At 61.5% G+C, this 25,504-nt stretch carries 23 protein-coding genes; 12 read left to right on the forward strand and 11 right to left on the reverse strand.

Annotation, left to right across the window (positions count from 1 at the left end):
* The first annotated feature begins 349 nt into the window (after positions 1-349).
* The 3 genes from hydA (at position 350) to preA (ending at position 4,638) form a co-directional block, all read left to right on the forward strand.
* Positions 350-1,789, forward strand: coding sequence for a dihydropyrimidinase (hydA, locus tag KGB07_RS28060; protein ID WP_223467283.1), 1,440 nt, complete (start codon positions 350-352; stop codon positions 1,787-1,789).
* Positions 1,790-1,995: 206 nt separating this feature from the next.
* On the forward strand, positions 1,996-3,363 hold the full coding sequence (locus KGB07_RS28065; RefSeq protein WP_223467285.1) for an NAD(P)-dependent oxidoreductase: 1,368 nt from the start codon (positions 1,996-1,998) through the stop codon (positions 3,361-3,363).
* A complete protein-coding gene (gene preA / locus KGB07_RS28070; RefSeq protein WP_223467287.1) occupies positions 3,364-4,638 on the forward strand; it encodes an NAD-dependent dihydropyrimidine dehydrogenase subunit PreA in 1,275 nt (424 codons plus the stop codon).
* A 141-nt stretch (positions 4,639-4,779) separates the two neighbouring features.
* Here preA and KGB07_RS28075 read toward each other — a convergent pair whose 3' ends face one another.
* Entirely contained in the window at positions 4,780-5,400 is a 621-nt protein-coding gene (locus tag KGB07_RS28075; RefSeq protein ID WP_007988213.1) for a TetR/AcrR family transcriptional regulator, read from the reverse strand.
* 135 nt (positions 5,401-5,535) lie between these two features.
* On the opposite strand from KGB07_RS28075, the gene copC reads away from it, so the two are divergent.
* The 9 genes from copC (at position 5,536) to KGB07_RS28120 (ending at position 14,256) form a co-directional block, all read left to right on the forward strand.
* Positions 5,536-5,901 carry a copper homeostasis periplasmic binding protein CopC gene (gene copC / locus KGB07_RS28080; RefSeq protein WP_223467289.1) on the forward strand — a complete coding sequence of 122 codons (366 nt, stop codon included), beginning with the start codon at positions 5,536-5,538 and terminating at the stop codon, positions 5,899-5,901.
* Positions 5,902-5,904: 3 nt separating this feature from the next.
* Positions 5,905-6,762 (forward strand): copper homeostasis membrane protein CopD, encoded by an 858-nt coding sequence (copD, locus tag KGB07_RS28085; protein WP_223467291.1) that lies wholly within the window; start codon positions 5,905-5,907, stop codon positions 6,760-6,762.
* A 210-nt stretch (positions 6,763-6,972) separates the two neighbouring features.
* Entirely contained in the window at positions 6,973-8,268 is a 1,296-nt protein-coding gene (locus tag KGB07_RS28090; protein ID WP_223467293.1) for an OprD family porin, read from the forward strand.
* A 325-nt stretch (positions 8,269-8,593) separates the two neighbouring features.
* Positions 8,594-9,418 (forward strand): NAD-dependent epimerase/dehydratase family protein, encoded by an 825-nt coding sequence (locus KGB07_RS28095; RefSeq protein ID WP_046037276.1) that lies wholly within the window; start codon positions 8,594-8,596, stop codon positions 9,416-9,418.
* 52 nt (positions 9,419-9,470) lie between these two features.
* Positions 9,471-10,358, forward strand: a complete 888-nt coding sequence (locus KGB07_RS28100) for an SMP-30/gluconolactonase/LRE family protein (RefSeq protein ID WP_046037277.1) — start codon at positions 9,471-9,473, stop codon at positions 10,356-10,358.
* 77 nt (positions 10,359-10,435) lie between these two features.
* On the forward strand, positions 10,436-11,407 hold the full coding sequence (locus tag KGB07_RS28105; RefSeq protein WP_046037278.1) for a TRAP transporter substrate-binding protein: 972 nt from the start codon (positions 10,436-10,438) through the stop codon (positions 11,405-11,407).
* A 78-nt stretch (positions 11,408-11,485) separates the two neighbouring features.
* Positions 11,486-12,013, forward strand: a complete 528-nt coding sequence (locus KGB07_RS28110) for a TRAP transporter small permease (RefSeq protein ID WP_223467294.1) — start codon at positions 11,486-11,488, stop codon at positions 12,011-12,013.
* Positions 12,014-13,294: a TRAP transporter large permease gene (locus tag KGB07_RS28115; protein WP_223467296.1), complete on the forward strand. Its 1,281-nt coding sequence runs from the start codon at positions 12,014-12,016 to the stop codon at positions 13,292-13,294.
* A gap of 71 nt (positions 13,295-13,365) precedes the next feature.
* Positions 13,366-14,256, forward strand: coding sequence for an aldose 1-epimerase (locus tag KGB07_RS28120; RefSeq protein ID WP_223467298.1), 891 nt, complete (start codon positions 13,366-13,368; stop codon positions 14,254-14,256).
* Here KGB07_RS28120 and KGB07_RS28125 read toward each other — a convergent pair.
* The 10 genes from KGB07_RS28125 to KGB07_RS28170 all read right to left on the reverse strand — a co-directional run bounded on the left by KGB07_RS28125 (position 14,232) and on the right by KGB07_RS28170 (position 25,492).
* Positions 14,232-15,968 (reverse strand): NahK/ErcS family hybrid sensor histidine kinase/response regulator, encoded by a 1,737-nt coding sequence (locus tag KGB07_RS28125; RefSeq protein ID WP_223467300.1) that lies wholly within the window; start codon positions 15,966-15,968, stop codon positions 14,232-14,234. The two genes, KGB07_RS28120 and KGB07_RS28125, sit on opposite strands and share 25 nt — an antisense overlap.
* Positions 15,952-17,115, reverse strand: a complete 1,164-nt coding sequence (gene ercA / locus KGB07_RS28130; RefSeq protein WP_046037285.1) for an alcohol dehydrogenase-like regulatory protein ErcA — start codon at positions 17,113-17,115, stop codon at positions 15,952-15,954. The genes KGB07_RS28125 and ercA overlap by 17 nt, the downstream gene beginning before the upstream one ends.
* 110 nt (positions 17,116-17,225) lie before the next feature.
* The gene (pqqE, locus tag KGB07_RS28135; protein WP_223467302.1) at positions 17,226-18,368 is read right to left on the reverse strand and encodes a pyrroloquinoline quinone biosynthesis protein PqqE; all 1,143 of its coding nucleotides are present in this window, start codon (positions 18,366-18,368) and stop codon (positions 17,226-17,228) included.
* A complete protein-coding gene (gene pqqD, locus KGB07_RS28140) occupies positions 18,346-18,618 on the reverse strand; it encodes a pyrroloquinoline quinone biosynthesis peptide chaperone PqqD (protein WP_046037287.1) in 273 nt (90 codons plus the stop codon). Before pqqD ends, pqqE begins: the two co-directional genes overlap by 23 nt.
* Positions 18,615-19,367, reverse strand: coding sequence for a pyrroloquinoline-quinone synthase PqqC (gene pqqC / locus KGB07_RS28145; protein ID WP_223467304.1), 753 nt, complete (start codon positions 19,365-19,367; stop codon positions 18,615-18,617). Before pqqC ends, pqqD begins: the two co-directional genes overlap by 4 nt.
* A gap of 49 nt (positions 19,368-19,416) precedes the next feature.
* The gene (pqqB, locus tag KGB07_RS28150) at positions 19,417-20,331 is read right to left on the reverse strand and encodes a pyrroloquinoline quinone biosynthesis protein PqqB (RefSeq protein ID WP_223467305.1); all 915 of its coding nucleotides are present in this window, start codon (positions 20,329-20,331) and stop codon (positions 19,417-19,419) included.
* 55 nt (positions 20,332-20,386) lie between these two features.
* Positions 20,387-20,458, reverse strand: coding sequence for a pyrroloquinoline quinone precursor peptide PqqA (gene pqqA / locus KGB07_RS28155; protein ID WP_003253598.1), 72 nt, complete (start codon positions 20,456-20,458; stop codon positions 20,387-20,389).
* 258 nt (positions 20,459-20,716) lie between these two features.
* On the reverse strand, positions 20,717-22,237 hold the full coding sequence (locus tag KGB07_RS28160; protein ID WP_046037291.1) for an aldehyde dehydrogenase family protein: 1,521 nt from the start codon (positions 22,235-22,237) through the stop codon (positions 20,717-20,719).
* A gap of 259 nt (positions 22,238-22,496) precedes the next feature.
* Positions 22,497-24,272: a PQQ-dependent methanol/ethanol family dehydrogenase gene (locus tag KGB07_RS28165; protein WP_223467307.1), complete on the reverse strand. Its 1,776-nt coding sequence runs from the start codon at positions 24,270-24,272 to the stop codon at positions 22,497-22,499.
* 284 nt (positions 24,273-24,556) lie between these two features.
* Positions 24,557-25,492, reverse strand: coding sequence for a quinoprotein relay system zinc metallohydrolase 1 (locus KGB07_RS28170; protein ID WP_223467376.1), 936 nt, complete (start codon positions 25,490-25,492; stop codon positions 24,557-24,559).
* Positions 25,493-25,504: the final 12 nt, after the last annotated feature.

The following is a 25,504-nucleotide window of genomic DNA, read 5'->3' on the forward strand; positions in this document are numbered from 1 at the left end:
ACAGTCAGGACTCAATCTGGTGCGTTAATCTTTTTTCAATGGCTGCGCATCAACCATAGACCATACTCAAACAGCTGATTTCACATAGGAAATCTTGACTATTTTTCGATCCTGTCAAGTGCGTCAAAATGGTGAGCGGCCTCACCATTTTGGTGATTCTTGAACTTAGTCGTTAAATATCAGTTAGTTAATAACAGAATAAGCTTATAAAAAATATTCTTGCCGATTCGGATAACTGCAGCTAGCGTTTAATCCTGACAGCGCTGACAGGAATCAATCTGGCCGGGCTGTTTTTATATAGAACATCTAGAACCGGCATAAGCCGGTCATTGCCTGCGAGGAACTCGGAATGTCTCTGTTGATCCGTGGCGCCACCGTTATTACCCATGATGAAAGTTATCGCGCCGATGTGTATTGCGCAGACGGCGTGATCAAGGCCATCGGCGAAAATCTCGATGTACCTGCAGGCGCCGAAGTGCTCGACGGCAGCGGCCAATACCTGATGCCCGGCGGCATCGACCCGCACACCCACATGCAACTGCCCTTCATGGGCACCGTGGCCAGCGAAGACTTCTACAGCGGTACGGCGGCGGGACTGGCCGGCGGCACCACCTCGATCATCGACTTCGTGATTCCCAACCCACAGCAATCCTTGCTCGAAGCCTTCCATCAGTGGCGCGGCTGGGCCGAGAAGTCGGCGTCGGACTACGGCTTTCATGTCGCCATCACCTGGTGGAGCGAACAGGTCCGCGAGGAAATGGCCGAGCTGGTCAGCCAGCACGGCGTCAACAGCTTCAAGCATTTCATGGCCTACAAGAACGCGATCATGGCCGCCGATGACACCCTGGTGGCGAGTTTCGAACGCTGCCTGGAACTGGGCGCGGTGCCGACCGTTCACGCGGAAAACGGCGAACTGGTGTATCACCTGCAACGCAAGCTGATGGCCCAGGGCATCACCGGGCCGGAAGCGCATCCCTTGTCGCGCCCTTCACAGGTTGAAGGCGAAGCCGCGAGCCGGGCGATACGCATCGCCGAAACCCTGGGCACGCCGCTGTACCTGGTTCACGTCTCGACCAAGGAAGCCCTCGACGAAATCACCTACGCACGGGGCAAAGGCCAGCCGGTCTACGGTGAAGTGCTGGCTGGGCACCTGCTGCTGGACGACAGCGTCTACCGCGATCCGGACTGGCAGACCGCCGCCGGTTACGTGATGAGCCCACCGTTCCGTCCTCGCGGCCATCAAGAGGCGCTCTGGCATGGCCTGCAATCGGGCAACCTGCACACCACCGCCACCGACCACTGCTGTTTCTGCGCCGAGCAAAAAGCCGCTGGCCGTGACGACTTCAGCAAGATCCCCAATGGCACTGCCGGCATCGAAGACCGCATGGCAGTGCTGTGGGATGAAGGGGTGAACAGCGGACGCTTTTCGATGCAGCAATTCGTCGCACTGACGTCCACCAACACAGCGAAGATCTTCAACCTCTACCCACGCAAAGGCGCGATTCGTGTGGGTGCCGATGCCGATCTGGTGCTGTGGGACCCGCAAGGCACGCGGACCATTTCCGCCAAGACCCACCATCAGCAGGTGGACTTCAACATCTTCGAAGGCAAGACCGTGCGCGGCGTGCCCAGCCACACCATCAGCCAGGGCCGCGTGGTCTGGGCCGACGGCGACCTGCGGGCCGAACGCGGGGCCGGGCGGTATATCGAGCGGCCGGCGTATCCGGCGGTGTTTGATTTGCTGAGCAAGCGGGCTGAGTTGCACAAGCCGGTTGCTGTTAAACGCTGACCCGATTCTCTGTGGCGAGGGAGCTTGCTCCCGCTGGACTGCGAAGCAGGCCCAGAACCAAACGACCCGGTGTATCAGAACAAACCGGTTGAGCGGATTTGGGGCGGCTTCGCCACCCAACGGGACCAAGCTCCCTCGCCACAGGGTGAAGCAAAAAACAATGCCCATTCAGAGGCAGCACCTCAAATAACCGTGAGGCCAAAACCGTGATCAAGACCCTGGACCACCTCCCGCATCCCCAAGAGAATGCGGCCGCCCTCGCCGGCCACTTCACCGACCTGGCGCCGCCGCTCAACGAGCGCCAGGCGCAACTGGAAGCCTCGCGCTGCCTGTATTGCTACGACGCGCCCTGCGTCAATGCCTGTCCGAGCGAGATCGACATTCCCTCGTTCATCCGCAACATTGCGCAGGACAACGTGCAAGGCGCGGCGCAGAAAATCCTCTCGGCCAACATCCTCGGCGGCAGTTGCGCCCGGGTGTGTCCGACGGAAATTCTTTGCCAGCAAGCCTGCGTGCGCAACAACGCTCACGAATGCGCGCCGGTCATGATCGGTCTGTTGCAACGCTACGCCGTGGACAACGCCCACTTCAGCACGCACCCCTTCCAGCGCGCTGCCACCACCGGCAAACGCATCGCCGTGGTCGGCGCCGGTCCGGCCGGTTTGTCCTGTGCCCACCGCAGCGCCATGCACGGGCATGACGTGGTGATTTTCGAGGCGCGGCCAAAGGCTGGCGGCCTCAACGAATACGGGATCGCCAAATACAAACTGGTGGATGACTACGCGCAAAAGGAGCTCGACTTCCTGCTGGAAATCGGCGGGATCGAAATCCGCCACGGGCAGAAACTCGGAGAGAACCTGACCCTCAGCGAACTGCATCAACAGTTCGATGCGGTGTTCCTCGGACTCGGGCTCAATGCCAGCAAACAGCTGGGCTTGGCCCACGAAGACGCGCCCGGCCTGCTCGCCGCCACCGACTACATCCGCGAATTGCGCCAGGCCGATGACCTGAGCCAATTGCCCCTGGCCGACCACTGCATTGTCCTCGGCGCAGGCAACACTGCCATCGACATGGCGGTGCAAATGGCCCGCCTCGGTGCCCACGACGTGAATCTGGTGTACCGCCGTGGCATCGAGGACATGGGTGCCACCCATCACGAACAGGACATTGCCAAGGCCAATCAGGTGCGGCTGATGACCTGGGCACAACCGGAAGAAGTGCTGCTCGATGACCAAGGCCGCGTGCGCGGCATGCGTTTCGCCCGCACCCATCTGGTGAAAGGTCGCCTGCAAACCACCGGTGAAACCTTCGAACTGGCCGCCGATGCGATCTTCAAAGCCATCGGCCAGGCCTTCGACGGCAGCGCCCTCAGCGATCCGCTGGCCCGCGAGCTCAAGCGCCAGGGCGAACGCATCGAAGTCGATGAAAACCTGCGCACCAGCATCCCCGGCGTGTATGCCGGCGGCGACTGCACCAGCCTCGATCAAGACCTCACCGTGCAAGCCGTGCAGCATGGCAAGCGCGCCGCCGAGGCAATCAACGCTCAACTGATGCTCAACGTGGAGGCTGCGTAAATGGCCGATCTGTCGATTGTCTTCGCCGGCATCAAATCACCCAATCCATTCTGGCTGGCCTCCGCGCCGCCGACCGACAAGGCCTACAACGTGGTCCGCGCCTTCGAGGCCGGCTGGGGCGGCGTGGTCTGGAAAACCCTGGGTGAAGACCCGGCGGCGGTGAACGTGTCGTCGCGCTACTCGGCGCACTTCGGGGTTAACCGGGAGGTACTGGGCTTCAACAACATCGAACTGATCACCGACCGCTCGCTGGAGATCAACCTGCGGGAAATCACCCAGGTCAAAAAGGACTGGCCGGACCGCGCGCTGATCGTGTCCTTGATGGTGCCCTGCGTCGAAGAATCCTGGAAAAACATCCTGCCGCTGGTGGAGGCCACCGGTGCCGACGGCATCGAGCTGAACTTCGGTTGCCCCCACGGCATGCCGGAACGCGGCATGGGCGCGGCGGTCGGCCAGGTGCCGGAATATGTGGAACAGGTCACCCGCTGGTGCAAGACGTATTGCTCGTTGCCGGTGATCGTCAAGCTCACGCCGAACATCACCGACATCCGTGTCGCCGCCCGCGCCGCACACCGAGGCGGTGCCGATGCGGTGTCGTTGATCAACACCATCAACTCGATCACCAGCGTCAACCTCGAACGCATGGTCGCCAACCCCATGGTCGGCAGCCAAAGCACCCACGGCGGTTACTGCGGCTCGGCCGTCAAGCCGATTGCCTTGAACATGGTCGCCGAAATCGCTCGCGACCCGCAGACCCAGGGGCTGCCGATCAGCGGCATCGGCGGCATCGGCAACTGGCGCGACGCCGCGGAATTCATCGCCCTGGGCAGCGGCTCGGTGCAGGTGTGCACGGCGGCGATGTTGCATGGCTTCCGGATTGTCGAGGAGATGAAGGACGGCTTGTCACGCTGGATGGACAGTCAGGGCTATGCCAGCATTTCGGAGTTTTCCGGCCGCGCGGTGGGCAACACCACGGACTGGAAGTACCTGGACATCAACTACCAGGTGATCGCGAAAATCGATCAGGAGGCTTGTATCGGTTGCGGTCGTTGCCATATCGCGTGTGAAGACACTTCGCACCAGGCCGTGGCTAGCCTCAAGCAGGCGGACGGTACTCACAAGTATCAAGTGATCGATGAGGAGTGCGTGGGCTGCAACCTGTGCCAGATCACCTGCCCGGTGCAGGACTGCATCGAGATGGTGCCGGTGGACACCGGCAAGCCGTTCCTGGACTGGAATCATGATCCGAGGAATCCGTATCACGTCAGCCCTTGAGGTCAGCGGCGTCTGAACCGACGCCTTCGCGGGCAAGCCCGCTCCCACAGGTTTCTCTGTGTACACAGGATTTGTGTACGACATAAAACACTGTGGGAGCGGGCTTGCCCGCGAAGAGGCCAGCAGCAACACCACCCAACCTCAAGGCTCCAACCCAATCCCCCGCAAAATCACACTGGTCACCGTCTGCACCGCTCTCTCGAACTGCATGTCCGACAACGGCTGATGGTCGTTGAGAATGTTCACCTGGTGATCGAAGTCGGCATAGTGCTGGGTCGAGGCCCAGATCATGTACAGCAGGCTCGAGGGCTCAACCGGCAGGATGCGTTTGTCGTCCACCCACTGGCGGATTTTCGCTTCCTTCATTTTGGCCCAGTCGTACAGGCTCGCATCCAGCGCTGCGCCGAGGGTCGGCGCGCCATGGATGATTTCGTTGGCCCAGACTTTCGAACCGTAAGGCCGGCTGCGGGAATGGTTCATCTTGGCGCGGATGTAGCTGCTGAGCACCACGCGCGGGTCATCGAACATCTCGAAGCACAGCGCGTCCTGCTTCCAGACTTCCAGCAAGTCGAACAGCACGGCGCTGTACAACTCGGTCTTGGTGCTGAAGTAGTAGTGCAGGTTGGAGCGCGGCAGTTGCACTTCAGCGGCGATGTCGGCCATGGCGGTGCTGCCGAAGCCCTTTTCAGCGAAGACTTTTTCCGCCCCCAGCAGGATTTTTTCGACGTTACTGCGACGAATCTCGATCTTGTGATTGCCCATGCGGATCCCCGACAACAACGTTGAGCAAGACTAGCATCCGCTCTGGACCGCGGCGACAGGGGAAAACGAAACTTCGTACTGGCGCTGTCGTAAAGCTAAACTCTGCGCACTTGGAAACTGCCTGAGATCCCCACGATGCTGCTCAAGAAAACCCTGACCGTCGCTGTCCTGCTCGGCTCGCTGCTCGCCGCTTCTTCGGTGTTTGCCCACGCCCACCTGAAAAGCCAGACACCGGCCGCCAACAGCACCGTGGCTGCGCCGGCGCAATTGCGCCTGGAGTTCTCCGAGGGTATCGAGGCCAGTTTCACCAAAGTCACGCTGACCCGGGATGGCGCTCCGGTGGAGGTCAAAGCGCTGACCACCGAAGGCAGCGACAAAAAGACCCTGATCGTCACCCCGGCCGCACCGTTGACCGCTGGCGCCTACAAAGTCGAATGGCACGCCGTGTCCGTCGACACTCACAAAAGCGAAGGTGCCTACGCCTTCAAGGTTGGCCAGTAATTCATGGCGAGCGCGCTGGTGCTGTGCCGCTTCCTGCATTTCATCGTGGTGCTGATGCTGTTCGGGGGCTGGTTGTTCAGGCCCTTGCTGGCAAATGGCGAAACGACACTGGATCAGCGGCTGGCTCGGACCTGCCGTTGGCTGGTCGTGGTGGCGCTGGCCAGCGGGGTCTGCTGGTTGCTGCTGATTACCGCGAGCATGGCCGGGGTCTGGGACGCGGCCTTCGATCCGTCGACCCTGGGCCTGGTGCTGGGCAATACCTTTTTCGGTCAGGTCTGGCGCTGGCATTTACTGATCAACCTGCTGTTGCTGGCGTTGCTGCTGACACCACTGCGCGCCAGCCTTGCGTTGCGACTGATCCTCAGCGGCCTGCTGCTGGCCACCCTGGCCCCGGTCGGCCACGGCGCCATGCTCGATGGCAGCGCAGGCCGGTTGCTGATCCTCAATCAACTCATTCACCTGATGTGCGTGGGTGCCTGGCTCGGCGGCCTGATGCTGCTGGTGATGATCTTGCGTCAACCCGATGGGCATTCGATCCGCCTGATGTTGCAGCGCTTCAGCGGCGTCGGTTACGGCCTGGTCGCCGGGTTGCTGATCACCGGGCTGATCAATGTGCGGGTGCTCACCGGGGCATTCTGGCCGACACCGTTGTTCAGCGGGTTCGCCTTGATCCTGTTGATCAAGGCTACGTTGGTGGCGACGATGCTGGGCCTGGCGTTGTTCAATCGCTTGCGGATCAATGATTGTGAGCAGCGTCTGCAAGCATTGCGTAGCAGCGTGATGCTGGAGTGGATGCTGGGGCTTGGCGCAGTGGCGGCAGTCTCATTGCTGGGCACCCTACCCCCCATGATTTCCAACTAATAACCCCGTCCCCTGTGGGAGCGAGCTTTTGTGGCGAAGGGGCAAGCCCCCTCGCCACAAAAGCTCGCTCCCCACAAAATGTAATCCATCTCTCCACAAGTCATCGTATAACTTCCGATTGACAACCCACGAAAATCCCGCAAATATCGCCCCCAATGTTGTACGACGACGTATGACAACAATAAAAACAAGAAACAAGGGAGCGTCACAGTGAACAAGCTCGTCCGCAATTCCTCCGCCCGTTCTTCGCGTACAGACTTTGCCCGTCGTCATACCCTGAGCCTGATCGGCTGCAGCGGCCTGGCCCTCGTCCTGCCCATCACCTGCCAGGCAGAAGGTTTCACCGACGACGCCAAGGCCACGCTGAACCTGCGCAACGCCTACATCAACCGCAACTACACCAACCCGGCCTACCCCCAGGGCAAGGCTGAAGAGTGGACGCAAAACTTCATTCTCGATGCCCGCTCCGGTTTCACTCAGGGTCCTGTGGGCTTCGGTGTCGATGTACTGGGCCTGTACTCGCAGAAGCTCGATGGTGGCAAAGGCACCGGCGGCACGCAGTTGTTACCGATCCACGATGACGGCCGCCCCGCCGACAATTTCGGCCGGCTCGGTGTGGCGCTCAAAGGCAAGATCTCGAAAACCGAATTGAAGGTCGGCGAATGGATGCCGGTGCTGCCGATCCTGCGTTCCGACGATGGCCGCTCGCTGCCGCAGACCTTCCAGGGCGCTCAGGTGACCTCCACCGAAATCAGCGGCCTGACGCTCTATGGCGGTCAATTCCAGAAAAACAGCCCGCGTAACGACGCGAGCATGGAAGACATGTTCATGAACGGTAAAGCGGCGTTCACCTCGGACCGTTTCAACTTCGGCGGCGGTGAATATGCGTTCAATGAAAAGCGCACGCAGGTCGGCGCCTGGTACTCGGAACTCAGTGACATCTACCAGCAGCAATACTTCAACCTGACCCACAGCCAGCCCCTCGGCGACTGGACCCTGGGCGCCAACCTGGGCTACTTCATCGGCAAGGAAGACGGCAGCGCGCTGGCCGGTGATCTCGACAACAAGACCGCGTTCGCCCTGCTCTCGGCCAAGTACGGCGGCAACACCTTCTACGTCGGCCTGCAAAAACTCACCGGTGACGACGTCTGGATGCGGGTCAACGGCACCAGCGGCGGCACCCTGGCCAACGACAGTTACAACTCCAGCTATGACAACGCCCGGGAAAAGTCGTGGCAGGTGCGTCACGACTACAACTTCGCCGCCCTCGGCGTTCCGGGCCTGACCCTGATGAACCGCTACATCAGCGGTGACAACGTGCACACCGGGAAAATTACCGACGGCGAGGAATGGGGTCGCGAATCGGAACTGGCCTACACCGTGCAGAGCGGTGCGCTGAAAAACCTCAACGTGAAATGGCGTAACGCTACTATTCGCAAGAGCTTCAGCACCAACGAATTCGATGAGAACCGGATTTTCATCAGCTATCCGATTTCGTTGTTGTAACGCTGAAGTCTTGGCCGACGACATAAACCTTGTGGCGAGGGGGCTTGCCCCCGCTGGGTTGCGAAGCAGCCCCAAAAAATGAGCCCCGATTTTGGCAGGATTATCGAGTTCACCGGGTTTACGACTGCTTCGCAGTCGAACGGGGCGGTGCGGCGTTCCGACAAGCCCCCTCGCCACAGGTACAGCGTTCGCAACGGAGAGACGACCCTCCGTCAATTTCCACCAATGTCGCGTTGACAAGAGCCAGAAAGCCTAACGATACTCAACAAAGTCGTACGACAACCTACAACGAATCAATAACAACAACTGTTTGTCCAGGATTCCCATGACGACCACTGCAACCGCCCGCACCCCTTTCAATCGCCTGCTGCTGACCGGCGCCGCCGGTGGCCTCGGGAAAATCCTGCGCGAAAGCCTGCGCCCCTACGCCAATGTGATTCGCCTGTCGGACATCGCCGACATCGCGCCGGCCATCGATGATCGCGAAGAAGTCGTGCCCTGCGATCTGGCCGACAAGCAGGCGGTGCATCAACTGGTCGAAGGCGTGGACGCGATCCTGCACTTCGGCGGCGTGTCGACCGAGCGCTCTTTCGAAGAGATCCTCGGCGCCAACATCTGCGGCGTGTTTCACATCTACGAAGCCGCGCGCCGCCATGGCGTGAAGCGGGTGATCTTCGCCAGTTCCAACCATGTGATCGGCTTCTACAAACAAGACGAGGTGATCGACGCCCACTCCCCTCGCCGCCCGGACAGTTACTACGGCTTGTCCAAGTCCTACGGCGAAGACATGGCCACGTTCTACTTCGACCGCTATGGCATCGAGACCGTCAGCGTGCGCATCGGCTCGTCGTTCCCGGAGCCCCACAACCGCCGGATGATGAGCACCTGGCTGAGCTTCGGCGATCTGACCCAACTGCTCGATCGCGCCCTATACACGCCGAATGTCGGCCACACCGTGGTCTATGGCATGTCCGACAACAAGGACATCTGGTGGGACAACCGTTATGCCACGGCCCTGGGTTTTGTCCCCCAGGACAGCTCCGAAGTGTTCCGCGAAAAAATCGAAGCCCAGCCGATGCCCGCCGCCGATGATCCGGCGCGGCTCTATCAGGGCGGCGCCTTCTGCGCGGCTGGCCCGTTCGGTGACTGAGCCTTCGCGTGTTGCTTGATCCCCACAACAAAAACCAAGGGAATGAGTTGCCATGCAAGCTGAATTGATTGTCGACGCCCGCAACGCGGTCGGTGAAAGCCCAGTCTGGGTACCTGAGGAAAACGCCCTGTACTGGGTCGATATTCCCGCCGGCGGTTTACAGCGCTGGAGTGCCGACACCGGGCAGATGGATGCCTGGAAAACCCCGGAGATGCTGGCTTGCATCGCACGTCATCATGACGGCGGTTGGGTCGCCGGCATGGAGAGCGGGTTCTTCCGCCTGCATCCGCGCACCGATGGCAGCCTCGACAGTGAACAGTTGGCCCATGTCGAGCATGCCCGCACCGACATGCGTTTGAACGACGGCCGCTGCGATCGTCAGGGACGTTTCTGGGCAGGCAGCATGGTGCTGAACATGGGCGCCAACGTCGCCGAGGGTGCGTTGTATCGCTACAGCGCCGGTCAGAGCGGGCCGCTCGAGGCCCGACTGAGCGGTTTAATCGTGCCCAACGGCCTGGGCTTCAGCCCGGACGGGCGCACCCTGTACCTGTCCGACTCTCACCCTCAGGTCCAGCAGATCTGGGCCTTCGACTACGACATCGAAACCGGTACGCCGTCGAACCGACGCGTGTTCGTGGACATGAACCAGTACGAAGGTCGCCCCGACGGTGCGGCGGTCGACGCCGATGGCTGCTACTGGATTTGCGCCAACGACGCCGGCTTGATCCACCGTTTTACCCCCGACGGCCGACTTGACCGCTCCCTCGCCGTACCGGTGAAAAAACCCACCATGTGCGCCTTCGGTGGCCCTCGACTGGACACGCTGTTCGTGACCTCGATCCGCCCCGGCGACGACCATGATCCCCAATCACTGGCCGGTGGCGTGTTCGCCCTCGATCCCGGCGTCAAAGGTTTACCCGAACCCCGCTTCAACGACTGAGCACCCCCAACAGAAAAGCGCTCCTGCTGCATCGCTGTGCCTTGAATAAAAAAACAATAAAACTGGAGACACCCCCCATGGACTTCAAACGCACCTTGCTCGCCGCTGCACTTCCATTAGCCTTCTCCCTCAGCGGTGCCGCCCAGGCACTGGAAATCAAATTCGCCGACATCCACCCCGCCGGTTACCCGACCGTGGTGGCTGAAGAACAACTGGGCAAAACCCTGGTGGCCGACAGCAATGGCGCGCTGACCTTCAAGATGTTCGCCGGTGGCGTGCTCGGCTCGGAAAAAGAAGTGGTCGAACAGGCCCAGGTCGGCGCCGTGCAGATGGCCCGGGTCAGCCTCGGCATCGTCGGGCCGGTGGTGCCGGACGTGAACGTGTTCAACATGCCGTTCGTGTTCCGTGACCAGGCCCATATGCGCAAGGTCATCGACGGTGCGGTCGGCGACGAAATCCTCGACAAGATCACCAACTCCGAATTCAACCTGGTCGCCCTGGCCTGGATGGACGGCGGCACGCGCAACCTCTACACCAAGAAACCGGTGCGCAGCCTGGAAGACCTCAAGGGCATGAAGATCCGCGTGCAAGGCAACCCGATGTTCATCGAAACCATCAACGCCATGGGCGGCAACGGCATCGCGATGGACACCGGCGAAATCTTCAGCGCCCTGCAGACCGGCGTGATCGACGGTGCAGAAAACAACCCGCCGACCCTGCTCGAACACAACCACTACCAGAACGCCAAGTACTACAGCCTGACCGGCCACCTGATCCTGCCCGAGCCAATCGTGATGTCGAAAATCACCTGGGACAAACTCACCCCCGAGCAGCAAGCCCTGGTGAAGAAAACCGCCAAGGCGGCCCAGGCTCAGGAACGCACCCTGTGGGATGCGAAATCGGCCAGCAGCGAAGAAAAACTCAAGGCCGCCGGCGTCGAGTTCATCACCGTCGACAAGAAACCTTTCTACGAGGCCACTGCCTCGATCCGCGAGAAATACGGCGCCCCCTACGCCGATCTGATCAAGCGCATCGAAGCCGTTCAGTAACCCTCCCTGCATTCAAGAAAGGCCCGGCGCCGCTGACGTTGGTGTACGTCAGTGCGCGCCCGGTTACGGTGGAACCCGATGAAGAATCTGCTGCTGCGTATCAACGACAGGATTTACATGACCTGCATCTGGGTTGCCGGCCTGTCGGTCCTGGCCATTTCCCTGATGATCCCCTGGGGCGTTTTTGCCCGTTACGTGCTCGGTACCGGCTCCAGTTGGCCGGAGCCTACCGCCATTCTGCTGATGATGGTCTTCACCTTCATCGGCGCCGCCGCCAGCTATCGATCCGGTTCGCACATGGCGGTGGCGATGCTCACCGACCGCATGCCGCCGCACCTGCGCAAGGCCGCGGCCATTGTCGCGCAAATGCTGATGGCGACCATCTGCCTGTTCATGGCCATCTGGGGCAGCAAGCTGTGCATGTCCACCTGGAACCAGTTCATGAGCGCCCTGCCGACCCTGCGGGTGGGCATCACGTACATGCCGATTCCGGTAGGCGGCGTGCTGACGCTGGTGTTTGTCCTGGAAAAACTCTTGCTCGGCGACCAGAGCAACCGTCGGGTCGTGCGTTTCGACCTCGTTGAAGAAAACGAAGGGGCTGCCTGAATGGACGCTTTTATTCTGTTGGGCAGTTTTATCGCGTTGATCCTGATCGGCATGCCAGTCGCCTACGCCCTGGGGTTTGCCGCACTGATCGGCGCCTGGTGGATCGACATCCCGTTCCAGGCACTGATGATTCAGGTGGCCGGGGGCGTGAACAAGTTCTCCCTGCTGGCGATTCCGTTCTTCGTCCTGGCGGGCGCGATCATGGCCGAGGGCGGCATGTCCCGGCGCCTGGTGGCGTTCGCCGGGGTGCTGGTGGGCTTCGTGCGTGGTGGCTTGTCGCTGGTCAACATCATGGCCTCGACCTTCTTCGGCGCGATCTCCGGCTCCTCGGTGGCGGACACCGCCTCGGTCGGTTCGGTGCTGATTCCGGAAATGGAACGCCGTGGCTATCCCCGGGAATTCGCGACGGCGGTGACCGTCAGCGGTTCGGTGCAAGCGCTGCTGACACCGCCCAGCCACAACTCGGTGCTCTACTCACTGGCCGCCGGCGGCACGGTGTCGATTGCCTCGCTGTTCATGGCCGGCGTAGTGCCGGGCCTGTTGATGAGCGCGTGCCTGATGGTGCTGTGCCTGATCTTCGCCAAGAAGCGCGACTACCCCAAGGGTGAAGTCATTCCGATGCGCGAGGCGCTGAAGATCTGCGGCGAGGCGCTGTGGGGCCTGATGGCGATGGTGATCATCCTCGGCGGCATCCTGTCGGGTATTTTCACCGCCACCGAGTCGGCGGCGATTGCCGTTCTGTGGTCGTTCTTCGTGACCATGTTCATCTACCGCGACTACAAATGGAGCGAACTGCCAAAACTGATGCACCGCACCGTGCGCACGATTTCGATCGTGATGATCCTGATCGGCTTCGCCGCCAGCTTCGGCTACATCATGACCCTGATGCAGATTCCGGCGAAGATCACCACGCTGTTCCTGACTCTCTCGGACAACCGCTATGTGATCCTGATGTGCATCAACGTCATGCTGCTGTTGCTGGGCACCGTGATGGACATGGCACCGCTGATCCTGATCCTCACGCCGATTCTGATGCCGGTGATCCTCGGCATTGGCGTGGACCCGGTGCAGTTCGGCATGATCATGCTGGTGAACCTGGGCATCGGCTTGATCACGCCGCCCGTGGGTGCGGTACTGTTCGTGGGGTCGGCGGTGGGCAAGGTCAGCATCGAATCCACCGTGAAAGCCCTGCTGCCGTTCTATGGCGTGCTGTTCCTGGTGCTGATGGCCGTGACCTACATTCCGGCACTGTCGCTGTGGTTGCCGCATTTGGTGTTGTAAGCATTCAGACACGCAAGCCCCCTCGCCACAGGGAACGGTGCAAGCCTCAAAAAATCACATGGCAGGTCAACATGTCGTTAACTCTGATCGAACTTGAAGACGAACTCACCCACCTCACCCTCGCCCCGGAACTAGGGGCGAGCATCGTCAACTGGACCGTGCGCAGCACTGGCCAGCCCTTGCTGCGCCACGCCGATGAGCACGCCTTGAACACCGGCCTGCCCGGCAAGCTCGGCGGCTTTCCCTTGATCCCCTGGTCCAATCGCATCGCCGATGGAGGTTTCGACTGCCCCGATGGCTGGCTGGCATTGACGCCCAACAGCCTCACCGATCCCCTGCCGATTCACGGCAGCGCCTGGCAGCAGCCGTGGGAGGTGGTTTCCCGGTCGCAAAATGAAGTGGTCCTGCAACTCGACAGCACAACCCCCTTCGCTTATCGCGCGCGGCAACGTTTCCATTTGAGCGCGGGCAAGCTGAGCATCGAACTGCACGTCACGCACCTGGCTGAACACGCTGCGTGGCATGGCCTGGGATTGCATCCGTATCTGCCTCGGACACCGAACACCCGACTACAGGCACCCGCCCGGCATGTGTGGATGTGCGACGGGGCAAAACTGCCGACGGAACTCAGCGCATTGCCGGTCGAGTGGGATTTCCAGCAACTGAAGTCGTTGCCCGAATCGCTGGTGGACAACGGTTTCTGCGAATGGAACGGACACTGCCTGATCGAACAAATGGATCTTGGTTACGCACTCGACTGCCAGGCCACCGGCAGCGATTACTACCTGCTCTATTGCCCCGTGGGCCTGGGGTTTTTCTGCATCGAACCGGTGAGCCACCCGGTCAACGCGCACCACCTGCCCGGTCGACCAGGATTACGCTTGCTGGAACAGGGTCAATCCACCGAACTGGGCTTCACCCTGCAGTACCGACCGCTTCAGGCAGTCACCCCCAACAGTTGACTCAACACCGCTCGCAACTTGCCGGGCTTCACCGGTTTGTTCAACAAGGGTGCGTTGAGCCGCTGCAACGCACGCCGACAATGGTCGGTGCGGTCGGCGGTAATGATCACCGCGGGAATGTCCTGGTGGAAATGCTCGCGCAAATGTCGCACCACATCACAGCCGACCACCCCGTGATCGAGGTGATAGTCGGCGAGAATCAGTTCCGGTGCCTGCCCGCGTAGCGCCGCCAGCGCAGCCTCTTCATCGGTGGCGACCAGAACCTCGCAGCCCCACTGCCCGAGCAATGCGCTCATGCTTTCGAGAATGCTCACTTCGTTGTCGATCACCAGTAAACGGCGGCCCGGCAGCGGGTTGCCGGTGCCCGGTTGTGGCACCGCCTGGCTCACGGGCAGCGGAACCTCATCGGATATCGGCACTTCAATGCTGAACATCGAACCCCGCCCCGGCATCGAGTACACGCCGATCCTGTAGCCAAGGATCTTGGCGATGCGCTCGACAATCGCCAGCCCCAGGCCCACACCCTTGCGGTCGGCGGCGCGGCCGACGTCCAGCTGGTTGAACTCGAGGAAGATCGAATCGAGCCGGTCGGCGGCGATGCCACGCCCGGTGTCCCAGACCTCCAGGCGCAACATCTCACCCCGACGCCTTGCCGCCAGCAGGATGCTGCCTTCATCGGTGTAGCGGCAGGCATTGCTGAGGAAGTTGCGCAGGATCCGCGTCATCAGGCGCAAGTCGGTGCTGATGGCGTAATCGGCCATGCGCACCCGCAGGTTCAAGCCGGCTGCCTGGGCGACAGACTGGAACTCCGACACCAGCGGCCCGAGCAGTTCGTCGAGGCGGTACGACGCAACGTCCGGCTTGACCGCGGCCTGATCGAGCCGGGAAATGTCGAGCAGATCCGTCAGCAGGTCTTCAGCCCCTTCCAGCGCCTGGTGAGTGCGCTCCACCAGCACCTGCTCGGCTTCCGGCAGTTTGCGTTCGCGCAGGGTCGAAATCAGCAACCGCGCGGCGTTCAGCGGTTGCAGCAGGTCGTGGCTGGCGGCGGCGAGGTATTTGTCCTTGCTGTGATTGGCGGCCTCGGCGGCATCGCGGGCATCGCGCAAGGCCCGGGCGATCTGTTTACGCTGGGTGATCTGCTGCTGAAGGTTACGGTTGGCTTCGAGCAATTCATCGGTGCGCGCGACGACGCGCTGCTCCAGTTCGTCATTGAGTTGCTGCAGGCGTCGCTGGGCCAGCTTGCGCTCGGTGATATCGGAGACGAACCCTTCTACCAGCCCTTCCTGACCGGGCTTGAGCAGCAGGTTCATCAACACATCGAGGTGACTGCCGTCCTTGCGCCGCAAGCGGGTTTCATAGCCGTGCAGGCTGCGCTGGTGCCTGAGGATTTCGCCAATGGTTTCCAGCTCCTGCGCGCCGTCGACGAACAGGGTGCTGCCCAGATCGGTCAGGGAGAACAGCACCTCCTGCGGGTCCTGGTAGCCGAGCATGCGTGCCAGCGCCGGGTTGGCGGCGCGCATGCCGTCGTGCAGGCTGGCCTGGAAGATCCCGTGCACCGCGTTTTCGAACAGCCACTTGTAGCGGTTACGCTCGGCTTCCAGCTCATCCAGGCGCGCGGCCAGCTCCGGGTAATGACTCTTGCGCGCCGAGTGGCTGCCCAGCCCCAGCAGCCCCGTCAGGGCCCGTTGTTGCTCGTCAGAGGGCTTCGCCATAGACGACCTCGACATCACGCTGGCTGGATTCGCGCGGGTTGGTCAGGATGCACGGATCGTGCATCGCATGCTGCGACAGGAACGGAATGTCCGAGGTCCTGACGCCATGCAAACCGAGAGTTTCGTGAAAGCCGATGGCGTGTTTCAAAGCGATCAGATGTTCGACCAGGCGCCCGCAGATCTGCCGGTGATTCAGGCCTCGGCAGTCGATGCCCAATGTCTCGGCGATCACCTTGAAGCGATCTGGCGCCGAGTTGTAGTTGAAGGCCACCACGTGCTCGACGAGTACCGCGTTGCACAGACCGTGGGGTAGATCGAGAAAGCCGCCCAGGCTGTGGGACATGGCATGCACAGCACCCAGGATCGCGTTGGAAAACGCCAGCCCGGCCTGCATGCTGCCGAGCATGATTTTTTCGCGCAACGCGATGTCGGTCGGGTTGGCGATCATTTGCACCAGGTTGCCATTGATCAGGCGCATCGCCTCAAGCGCATGGGGGTCGGTCAGCGGCCCGTGGCCGGTGGACACAAAGGCTTCGATGGCATGCACCAAGGCGTCGATGCCGGTACAGGCCGACAGGAACGGGTCCATGCTCAGGGTGGTTTCCGGGTCGATCAGCGAAACGTCCGGCACCACGGCCTTGCTGACGATGGAGAACTTCATGCGTTCCTGCTGATTGGAAATGATCACGAATTGCGAGACGTCGGCCGAGGTGCCGGCGGTGGTCGGAATCAGGATCAGCGGCGGGCTGGGCACGCGGATGGTGTCCACGCCCTCGAAATCGAGAATGCTGCGGCCATGGGCGACGACGATGCCGATGCCTTTGCCGCAGTCCATCGGGCTGCCGCCACCGACGGCGACGATCACGTCGCAGTGGTTTTCCCGGTACATCTCGGCGCCGAGCATCACCTCTTCGACCCGCGGGTTGGGCGAGACATCGGAGTACAGGCAATACTGGATGCCCAGCGCTTGCAGGCTGGCCTCGACATCGGCGACCCAGCCGGCGGCAATCACACCGGGGTCACTGACCACCAGGACCTTGCGCGCGCCAAAGGTCTTGGCGTAATTGCCGACACTGTGCCGGCTACCGGCACCGAAGATGATTTCAGGGGAAACGAACTTGCGCAGCTGGTTGAGACTCTGGCTCATTGGAAAGCCTGTTTTTATTGTTTTGGAAGGTAGAAACCACACTAAACCATCCAGCTGTGAATGCAATCAGACCAAGGTCATTGACCCAGACAGTGATTTGTATCGCCAGGCTAGCCGCGATAGATCAACTGCGAAGCCTTCGTGTTACGCAACGTCAGGTGTTCGATCCCCAACCCCGGGGCCTCCGCTTCCTCCCGGGCCTTGAGGATCACCCCGTGGTGCGGGGACTTGCTGCACACCGGGTCGGCATTGCTGGCATCGCCGGTCAGCATGAAGGCCTGGCAGCGGCACCCGCCCAGGTCCTTGTGTTTTTCATCGCAGGAGCGGCACGGCTCCTTCATCCAGTCATCGCCGCGAAAACGATTGAAGCCGAACGAGTCGTTCCAGATGTGCGAGAGGCTGTGCTCGCGCACGTTGGGAAACGCTACCGGCAACTGCCGGGCGCTGTGGCAAGGCAAGGCCGTGCCGTCGGGGGTGATGTCGAGAAACAGGTTGGCCCAGCCGTTCATGCAGGTCTTGGGACGCTCCTCGTAGTAGTCCGGGGTGACGAAGATCAGCTTGCACGGGTGGCCCTTGGCTTCAAGGCGTTCGCGGTATTCATTGGTGATGCGCTCGGCACGCTGCAATTGCTCGCGGGTGGGCAACAGGCCAACGCGGTTGAGTTCGGCCCAGCCATAGAACTGGCAGGTGGCCAATTCGACGAAATCCGCTTCCAGCTCCAGACACAGCTCGATGATCTGCGCGATCCGGTCGATGTTGTGCCGATGGGTGACGAAGTTCAGCACCATCGGATAGCCCTGGGCTTTCACCGCCCGGGCCATGGCGAGTTTCTGGGCAAAGGCCTTGTGCGAGCCGGCGAGCATGTTGTTCACCGCCTCGTCGGCGGCCTGGAAGCTGATCTGGATATGGTCCAGCCCGGCCACCTTGAAATCGCGCACCTTCTGCTCGGTCAGGCCGATGCCGGAGGTGATCAGGTTGGTGTAATAGCCCATGTCCCGGGCGGCCTTGATCAGTTCGGCGAGGTCCTGGCGCACCAATGGCTCGCCACCGGAAAAGCCCAATTGCGCGGCGCCCATGTCCCGCGCTTCGCGGAATACGCGAATCCATTCTTCCGTGCTCAGTTCCTCGCCGTGCCGGGCAAAATCCAGCGGATTGGAGCAATACGGGCACTGCAGCGGGCAGCGGTAGGTCAGCTCGGCGAGCAGCCACAACGGCGGCCCCGGCAGCGTCTCACTCGATCCAGAATTGCGCATGGGCCACCTCCAGAAACGCCAGCACGTCTTCGTCGATCCCGGGTACCCCGGGGAAACTGGCGCTCAATCGATCAATGATCGCCGCCACGCTGCGCTGGCCATCCACCAGGTCGAGAATCTGTCCGGCACTGGCGTTGAGCTTGATCATGCCTTCGGGGTATAGCAGCACATGACAGTCCTGACGGGGCTCCCACTGCAGGCGAAAACCGCGGCGCAAGGCCGGTGACTGCTGGCGATTGATCAGGCTCACAGGGCGATCCCCCGGTGCCAGACGTTGTCGCCGGTGACCGTGTGATACGGCGGGCGCGCAAGCTCGTAGGCCATGCTCATGGCATCGAGCATGCTCCACAGCACGTCGAGCTTGAATTGCAGGATCTGCAGCATGCGTTGTTGCCCCTCGGCCGTCACGTAGTGCGCCAGGGTGATGCGCAACCCGTGCTCGACATCGCGCCGCGCCTGGCTCAGGCGCGTGCGGAAATAATCGTAGCCGGCGACGTCGATCCACGGGTAATGAGTCGGCCAGGCGTCGAGTCGCGACTGATGGATCTGTGGTGCAAAGAGTTCGGTCAGCGAGCTGCTGGCCGCTTCCTGCCAGCAGGCGCGACGGGCGAAATTGACGTAGGCGTCTACGGCAAAACGTACCCCGGGCAACACCAGTTCCTGGGACAGAATCTGCTCGCGATCCAGACCCACGGCTTCGCCCAGGCGCAGCCAGGCTTCGATACCGCCCTCGCTGCCGGGGACGCCGTCGTGGTCGAGAATCCGTTGCAGCCATTCGCGGCGCACGTCGCGGTCCGGGCAGTTGGCGAGAATCGCGGCGTCCTTCAGGGGGATGTTGACCTGATAGTAGAAGCGGTTGGCGACCCAGCCCTGGATCTGCTCGCGGCTGGCGCGGCCGGCGTACATGGCTTGGTGGAAGGGATGATGGATGTGGTAGTAGGCGCCCTTGGCGCGCAGGGCGGCTTCGAATTCTGTGGGGGACATGGGGGTGTCAGTCATTTTGTTCTCCGGGAATTTTTGCGGTGCCTGCTCGCGAAGAGGCCTTCGGCTACAGCTCAATACTCATGCCGTCATAAGCCACTTCAATACCCCGCCGCTCCAGCAAAGCCCGCTCGGCCGAGTCTTCATCGAGGATCGGATTGGTGTTGTTGATGTGGATCAGCACCTTGCGCTGGCGGTTGAAACCCTCCAGCACTTCAAGCATCCCGCCGGGGCCGCTTTGTGGGAGGTGCCCCATTTCGCTGCCCAGGCTCTGGCCGACTTCGCAGATACGCATCTCGTCGTCGCGCCACAGGGTGCCATCCAGCAACAGGCAATCGGCACGCTGCATCCAGCCCAGCACTTCATCGTCGATTCGGCCAAGGCCCGGGGCATAGAACAGCGAGGCGCCGTTGCGCAGGTCTTCAATGAACAGGCCAATGGTGTCGCCCGGTTGCGGGTTGCCGCGATTGGGCGAATACGGCGGCGCGTTGCTCACCAGGGGAATCGCGCGAAATTGCAAATGCCCGCAGGCCGGGATGTTGAACGGTTGACGCTCAAGACCGACCGGTTGCCATTGCAACCCGCCATTCCAGTGTCCGAGCATGTTGAACAGCGGGAAACCGCTGCTCAGGTCCTGGTGCACACGCTCGGTGCACCACACGTCATGCGGGCAACCTTCACGCAGGCTGAGCAAACCGGTGCAATGGTCGATCTGGCTGTCCAGCAGCACGATGCCGGCGATGGCGCTGTCACGCAGGCGCCGCGCCGGTTGCAATGGCGCAAAACTCTCGAATTGCGCGCGAATGTCCGGTGAAGCATTGCACAGCACCCACTCCACGCCGTCGTCACTCAGGGCAATCGACGACTGCGTACGGCGCTGTGCCCGCAGGCTGCCATTGCGCACGCCGGCGCACTGGCGGCAGTTGCAGTTCCACTGAGGGAAACCACCGCCAGCGGCGGAACCGAGAACACGGATGTGCATGGCGGATGCTCCAGAAGGCAGGCCCGGCCAACGCAAACGCTGGCCGGGTGATCAATCAACGGTTGGCGAAATACATCGTCACTTCGAAGCCAATGCGCAGATCGGTAAACGCGGGTTTAGTCCACATGGGTCATTCCTCTTCTTGTGCCCGGGTGATTCCGGTAGAGCCATTAATGCACGGGGCGATGAGCGCCCGAATGCTACTTTCGAAGGAGTTGGCGGGGTGATTTGGTAGAGGGTGTTACGCAGATGTTTTGCACGCCACAAAACAGTGTAGGAGTGAGCCTGCTCGCGATAGCGGTCCGACAGTCAACATTAATGTTGAATGTGCTGACCTCATCGCGAGCAGGCTCGCTCCTACAGGTTTTTCAGTGTTCTAGCTAAGTCAGAAGAACCCCAGCGGATTGATGTCGTAGCTCACCAGCAGGTTTTTGGTCTGTTGATAGTGATCGAGCATCATCTTGTGGTTTTCCCGACCAACGCCGGACTTCTTGTAGCCACCGAACGCGGCGTGCGCCGGGTACAGGTGGTAGCAGTTGGTCCACACGCGCCCGGCCTTGATCGCCCGGCCCATGCGGTAGGCGCGGTTGATGTCGCGCGTCCACAGGCCGGCACCGAGGCCGAACTCGCTGTCGTTGGCAATCGCCAGGGCTTCGGCTTCGTCCTTGAAGGTGGTGATACCCACCACCGGGCCGAAGATTTCTTCCTGGAACACACGCATCTTGTTGTGGCCCTTGAGCAGGGTCGGCTGGATGTAGTAACCGCTGGACAGGTCGCCCTCCAGACGCTCGGCTGCGCCGCCGGTGAGCAGCTCAGCGCCCTCCTCCTGGGCAATGGTCAGGTACGAGAGGATCTTGTCGTATTGCTGTTCGGACGCCTGGGCGCCGACCATGGTCTCGGTGTCCAGCGGGTTGCCGCGCTTGATCTTGACGATCTTCTTCATCACCTCGGCCATGAACGGCTCGTAGATCGACTCCTGCACCAGCGCCCGGGACGGACAGGTGCAGACTTCACCCTGGTTGAAGAACGCCAGCACCAGCCCTTCGGCGGCTTTTTCGATAAACGCGGGTTCAGCGTTCATGATGTCTTCGAAGAAGATGTTCGGCGACTTGCCGCCCAGCTCGACGGTGCTCGGGATGATGTTCTCGGCGGCGCAATGCATGATGTGCGCGCCCACCGGGGTCGAGCCGGTGAAGGCGATCTTGGCGATACGCTTGCTGGTGGCCAGGGCCTCGCCGGCTTCGCGACCGAAGCCCTGGACGATGTTCAGCACGCCCGCCGGCAGCAAGTCGGCGATCAGTTCAGCAAAGACCATGATCGACAGCGGCGTTTGCTCGGCAGGCTTGAGCACGATGCAGTTGCCGGCGGCCAGGGCCGGGGCGAGTTTCCAGGCAGCCATCAACAGCGGGAAGTTCCACGGAATGATCTGCCCGACCACACCCAGGGGCTCATGGAAGTGATAGGCCGTGGTCAGCTCGTTGATCTCGGCGGCGCCGCCTTCCTGGGCGCGGATGCAGCCGGCGAAGTAACGGAAGTGGTCGGCCGCCAGCGGCACGTCGGCGTTCAGGGTTTCGCGCACGGCCTTGCCGTTGTCCCAGGTTTCGGTGACGGCCAGCACCTCAAGGTTCTGCTCGATGCGATCGGCGATTTTCAGCAGCACCAGGGAGCGGTCCTGGGCCGAGGTCTTGCCCCAGGCATCCGCTGCGGCATGCGCGGCGTCGAGGGCCTTGTCGATGTCGGCGGCGCTGGAGCGCGGGAATTCGGCGATCACTTCACCGTTGACCGGCGAGGTGTTGGTGAAGTACTCGCCATTGATCGGAGCGACAAACTCGCCACCGATGAAGTTGCCGTAGCGTGGTTTGAAGGTAATGACGGCGCCTGGGGTTCCGGGTTGTGCGTAGATCATGGTGGGCCTCTGTCTGGGTCGATGCCTGTCGTACTGACAGGCGATGAGCCGATACTAGAGAGCCCCGCGTGCCAGACGAATGCATCGTTGGCAGGAGGGGCTCTCGTTATTTGGTCGTAGATTTCACACAGATCACTGTAGGAGCGAGCCTGCTCGCGATGAACCCGAGAACGCCACGGGGTATCAGGTTTCCAGCGTTATCGTTGAAGACCATCGCGAGCAGGCTCGCTCCTACAGGGGTTATGCGGTGGAATCGGGATCAGTGCTTGGCCACGAGATCCTTGGGCAGCTTGAAGGTCCAGAGCATGCCGCCCTGGTTGAAGTCCTTGATGCGCTTGGCCACTTCGCCGCCCCACAGCGGTACCGCACCGCCCCAGCCGGAGAGCACCGAGACGTACTGTTCGCCGTCCATTTCCCAGGTGATGGGCGAGCCGAGCACGCCGGAACCGGTCTGGAATTCCCAGACCTTTTCGCCGGTCTTGGCGTTGAAAGCCTGCAGGAAGCCTTCAGGCGTGCCGGTGAACACCAGGTTGCCCTTGGTGGTCAGCACCCCGCCCCACAGCGGCGCGTAGTTCTTGTGGCGCCACACTTCCTTGCCGGTTTTCGGATCGATGGCCCGCAGCACGCCGATGTAGTCTTCATTCAACGGTTTGATGGTGAAGCCGGCGCCGAGGAACGCCGCGCCCTTCTTGTAGGCGATGCCTTCGTTCCAGATGTCCATGCCCCATTCGTTGGACGGCACATAGAACAGCCCGGTGTCTTTGTTGTAAGCCATCGGCATCCAGTTTTTCGCACCGAGGAACGCCGGTGCTACGAACACCGAACTGCCCTTGACTTCCGAGCCTGGGGCGCCGGGACGGCTGGCCTCGTTGTAGATCGGCCGGCCGTTCTTGTCCAGGCCGGTGGCCCAGGTGATCTTGTCCACGAACGGGAAGCCACGGATGAATTTGCCGTTAGTACGATCCAGTACGTAGAAGAAACCGTTACGGTCAGCCGTGGCCGCCGCCTTGATCTCTTTGCCGCCTTCGCTGTAGTTGAACGACACCAGCTCGTTCACGCCGTCGTAGTCCCAACCGTCGTGAGGCGTGCTCTGGAAGTGCCACTTGATGGTGCCGTCATCCGGGTTGAGCGCCAGGCGCGATGAGGAGTAGAGGTTGTCGCCAGGGCGCAAGTGCGAGTTCCACGGCGCCGGGTTGCCGGTACCGAACAGCAGCAGGTTGGTTTCCGGGTCGTAATAGCCGCCAAGCCAAGGGGCCGCGCCGCCGGTTTTCCAGAGATCGCCCGGCCAGGTCTTGCCCGCCTCGCCGCCGGAGATGCCGTTCTCCACCGCTTTGCCGTCCTTGTAGACGTAGCCCATATGGCCTTCGACCGTTGGCCGGGTCCACAGCAGATCACCGTTGTTAGGGTCGTAGGCCTCGATCTTGCCCACCACGCCGAACTCGCCACCGGCCACGCCGGTAATCAGCTTGCCGTTGATCACCAGTGGCGCGGCGCTGATCGAGTAGCCTTCCTTGTGGTCGGCGACTTTCTTGCTCCACACCACCTTGCCGGTGTCCTTGTTCAGCGCCACGAGCTTGGCGTCGAGGGTGCCGAAAATCACCAGGTCGCCATACAGCGCGACGCCACGGTTGATCACGTCGCAGCAAGGGCGGATGTCATCGGGCAGGCGTGCATCGTATTGCCAGAGCTTCTTGCCGGTGCGTGCATCCACGGCGAACACCCGGGAGTAGGAGCCGGTCATGTACATCACGCCGTCCTTGACCATTGGCTGCGCTTGCTGGCCACGCTGTTTTTCACCGCCGAAGGAAAACGCCCACGCCGGGCGCAGCTCCTTGACGTTGTCGACGTTGAGAATATCCAGCGGGCTGTAGCGCTGCCCTTGAACGCCGAGGCCGTTGGTCACGACCTGTTCCGGGTTCTTCGGGTCCTGGAGAATGTCCTGGTCGGAAACCCCGGCCAATGCCTGGCCGGACAACAGCATGGCACTGAGCAGCAGGCTCAAGACGAAGGGCTGGCGACGTGCGGGTTGGGTCATGACGGCTTCCTCTGCGGATTTTTGTTATGTCCGGGAAATTCTCCCGGTCTGGTGCAGATTCTTGAGCGCCGTCGCCCTGGCAACAATTGCCCGCAATGAGGAGATTGCTAGTTCCTTGGTAGCGGGTCGGATGAGATGGGCACGAGATTATGTGAACGGCACCGGCCCCTGTAGGAGCGAGCCTGCTCGCGAAAAACGTCAGACCACCGCGTTCATCCAGGCAGCTTGCGTTATCGTTAACGTCCATCGCGAGCAGGCTCGCTCCTACAGGGGATTCAGGTCGACTATTTGCTGGCAGAATCCACCCGCGTCATCCGCTCGCGCTCGTAGCGCGGGTACAGATGGCTGACGCTGCGGATCAGTTCGTAACGACTCAGGTTGATCCCGGCGAAACGTTCGGGGATGGGGCTGCGGATCATCTCGGCCATGTCGCTGCCATTGGCGGCGCCGTCGCGCATCAGCTGATCGAGCCAGGTCAGGTAATCGCGCATCTGCTCGAAGGGTTGCGGATCGCTCGCCACCGGCCCATGGCCGGGCACAACCTGCGTCCAGGGCAAGCCTTGCAGGGTCGCGATGTCCGCCAGCCACACCGACAGCCCTGGACTGTTGGGCGTGGTCAGCGCCCGCTGATAAAACACCAGGTCGCCGGCAAACAGCACGCCGGTTTGCTGGTCGAGAATAGCCAGATCTGCGCCCGTATGCCCACCCAGGCTCAGCAGACGCAGATCGTGATTCCCAAAACTTTTCACGCCGGGTGTCAGCGTCTGGGTCGGCAACACCACTTCGGTGCCACGCATCCAGTCGCCGACCATGCGGTACATATTCTCGGCCATGGCATCGCCTTGCTGATGCAACAGCTCGGTAGTGCCCGCCAAGGCGCCGATCGGCACGTCGCTGAAGGCTTGATTGCCCAGCACATGGTCCGGGTGGTGATGGGTCAGCAAGACCTCGATCACCGGTTTGTCGGTGGTGGCGGTAATGGCCTTGCGCATCGCTTCGCCGTAACGCCGGGACGGCCCGGTGTCGATCACCACCACACCGCGTTCGGTGACGATGAACGCGGTGTTGACGATGTTGCCGCCATTGGCCTTGGCGAAATTATCGGTGCTGCCTTCCAGCAGCCAGGTGTCCTGGGCGATCTGCCGAGGCTTGAGTGAATATTCGAGATCGGCCAGGGCCGGCAGACTGACGCTCAGCACCATCAACAGGATCCAGCGCATGCCACGCTCCTT

The sequence above is a fragment of the Pseudomonas sp. GL-RE-26 genome (assembly GCF_019956275.1).
GTDB classification, from domain to species: domain Bacteria; phylum Pseudomonadota; class Gammaproteobacteria; order Pseudomonadales; family Pseudomonadaceae; genus Aquipseudomonas; species Aquipseudomonas grandcourensis.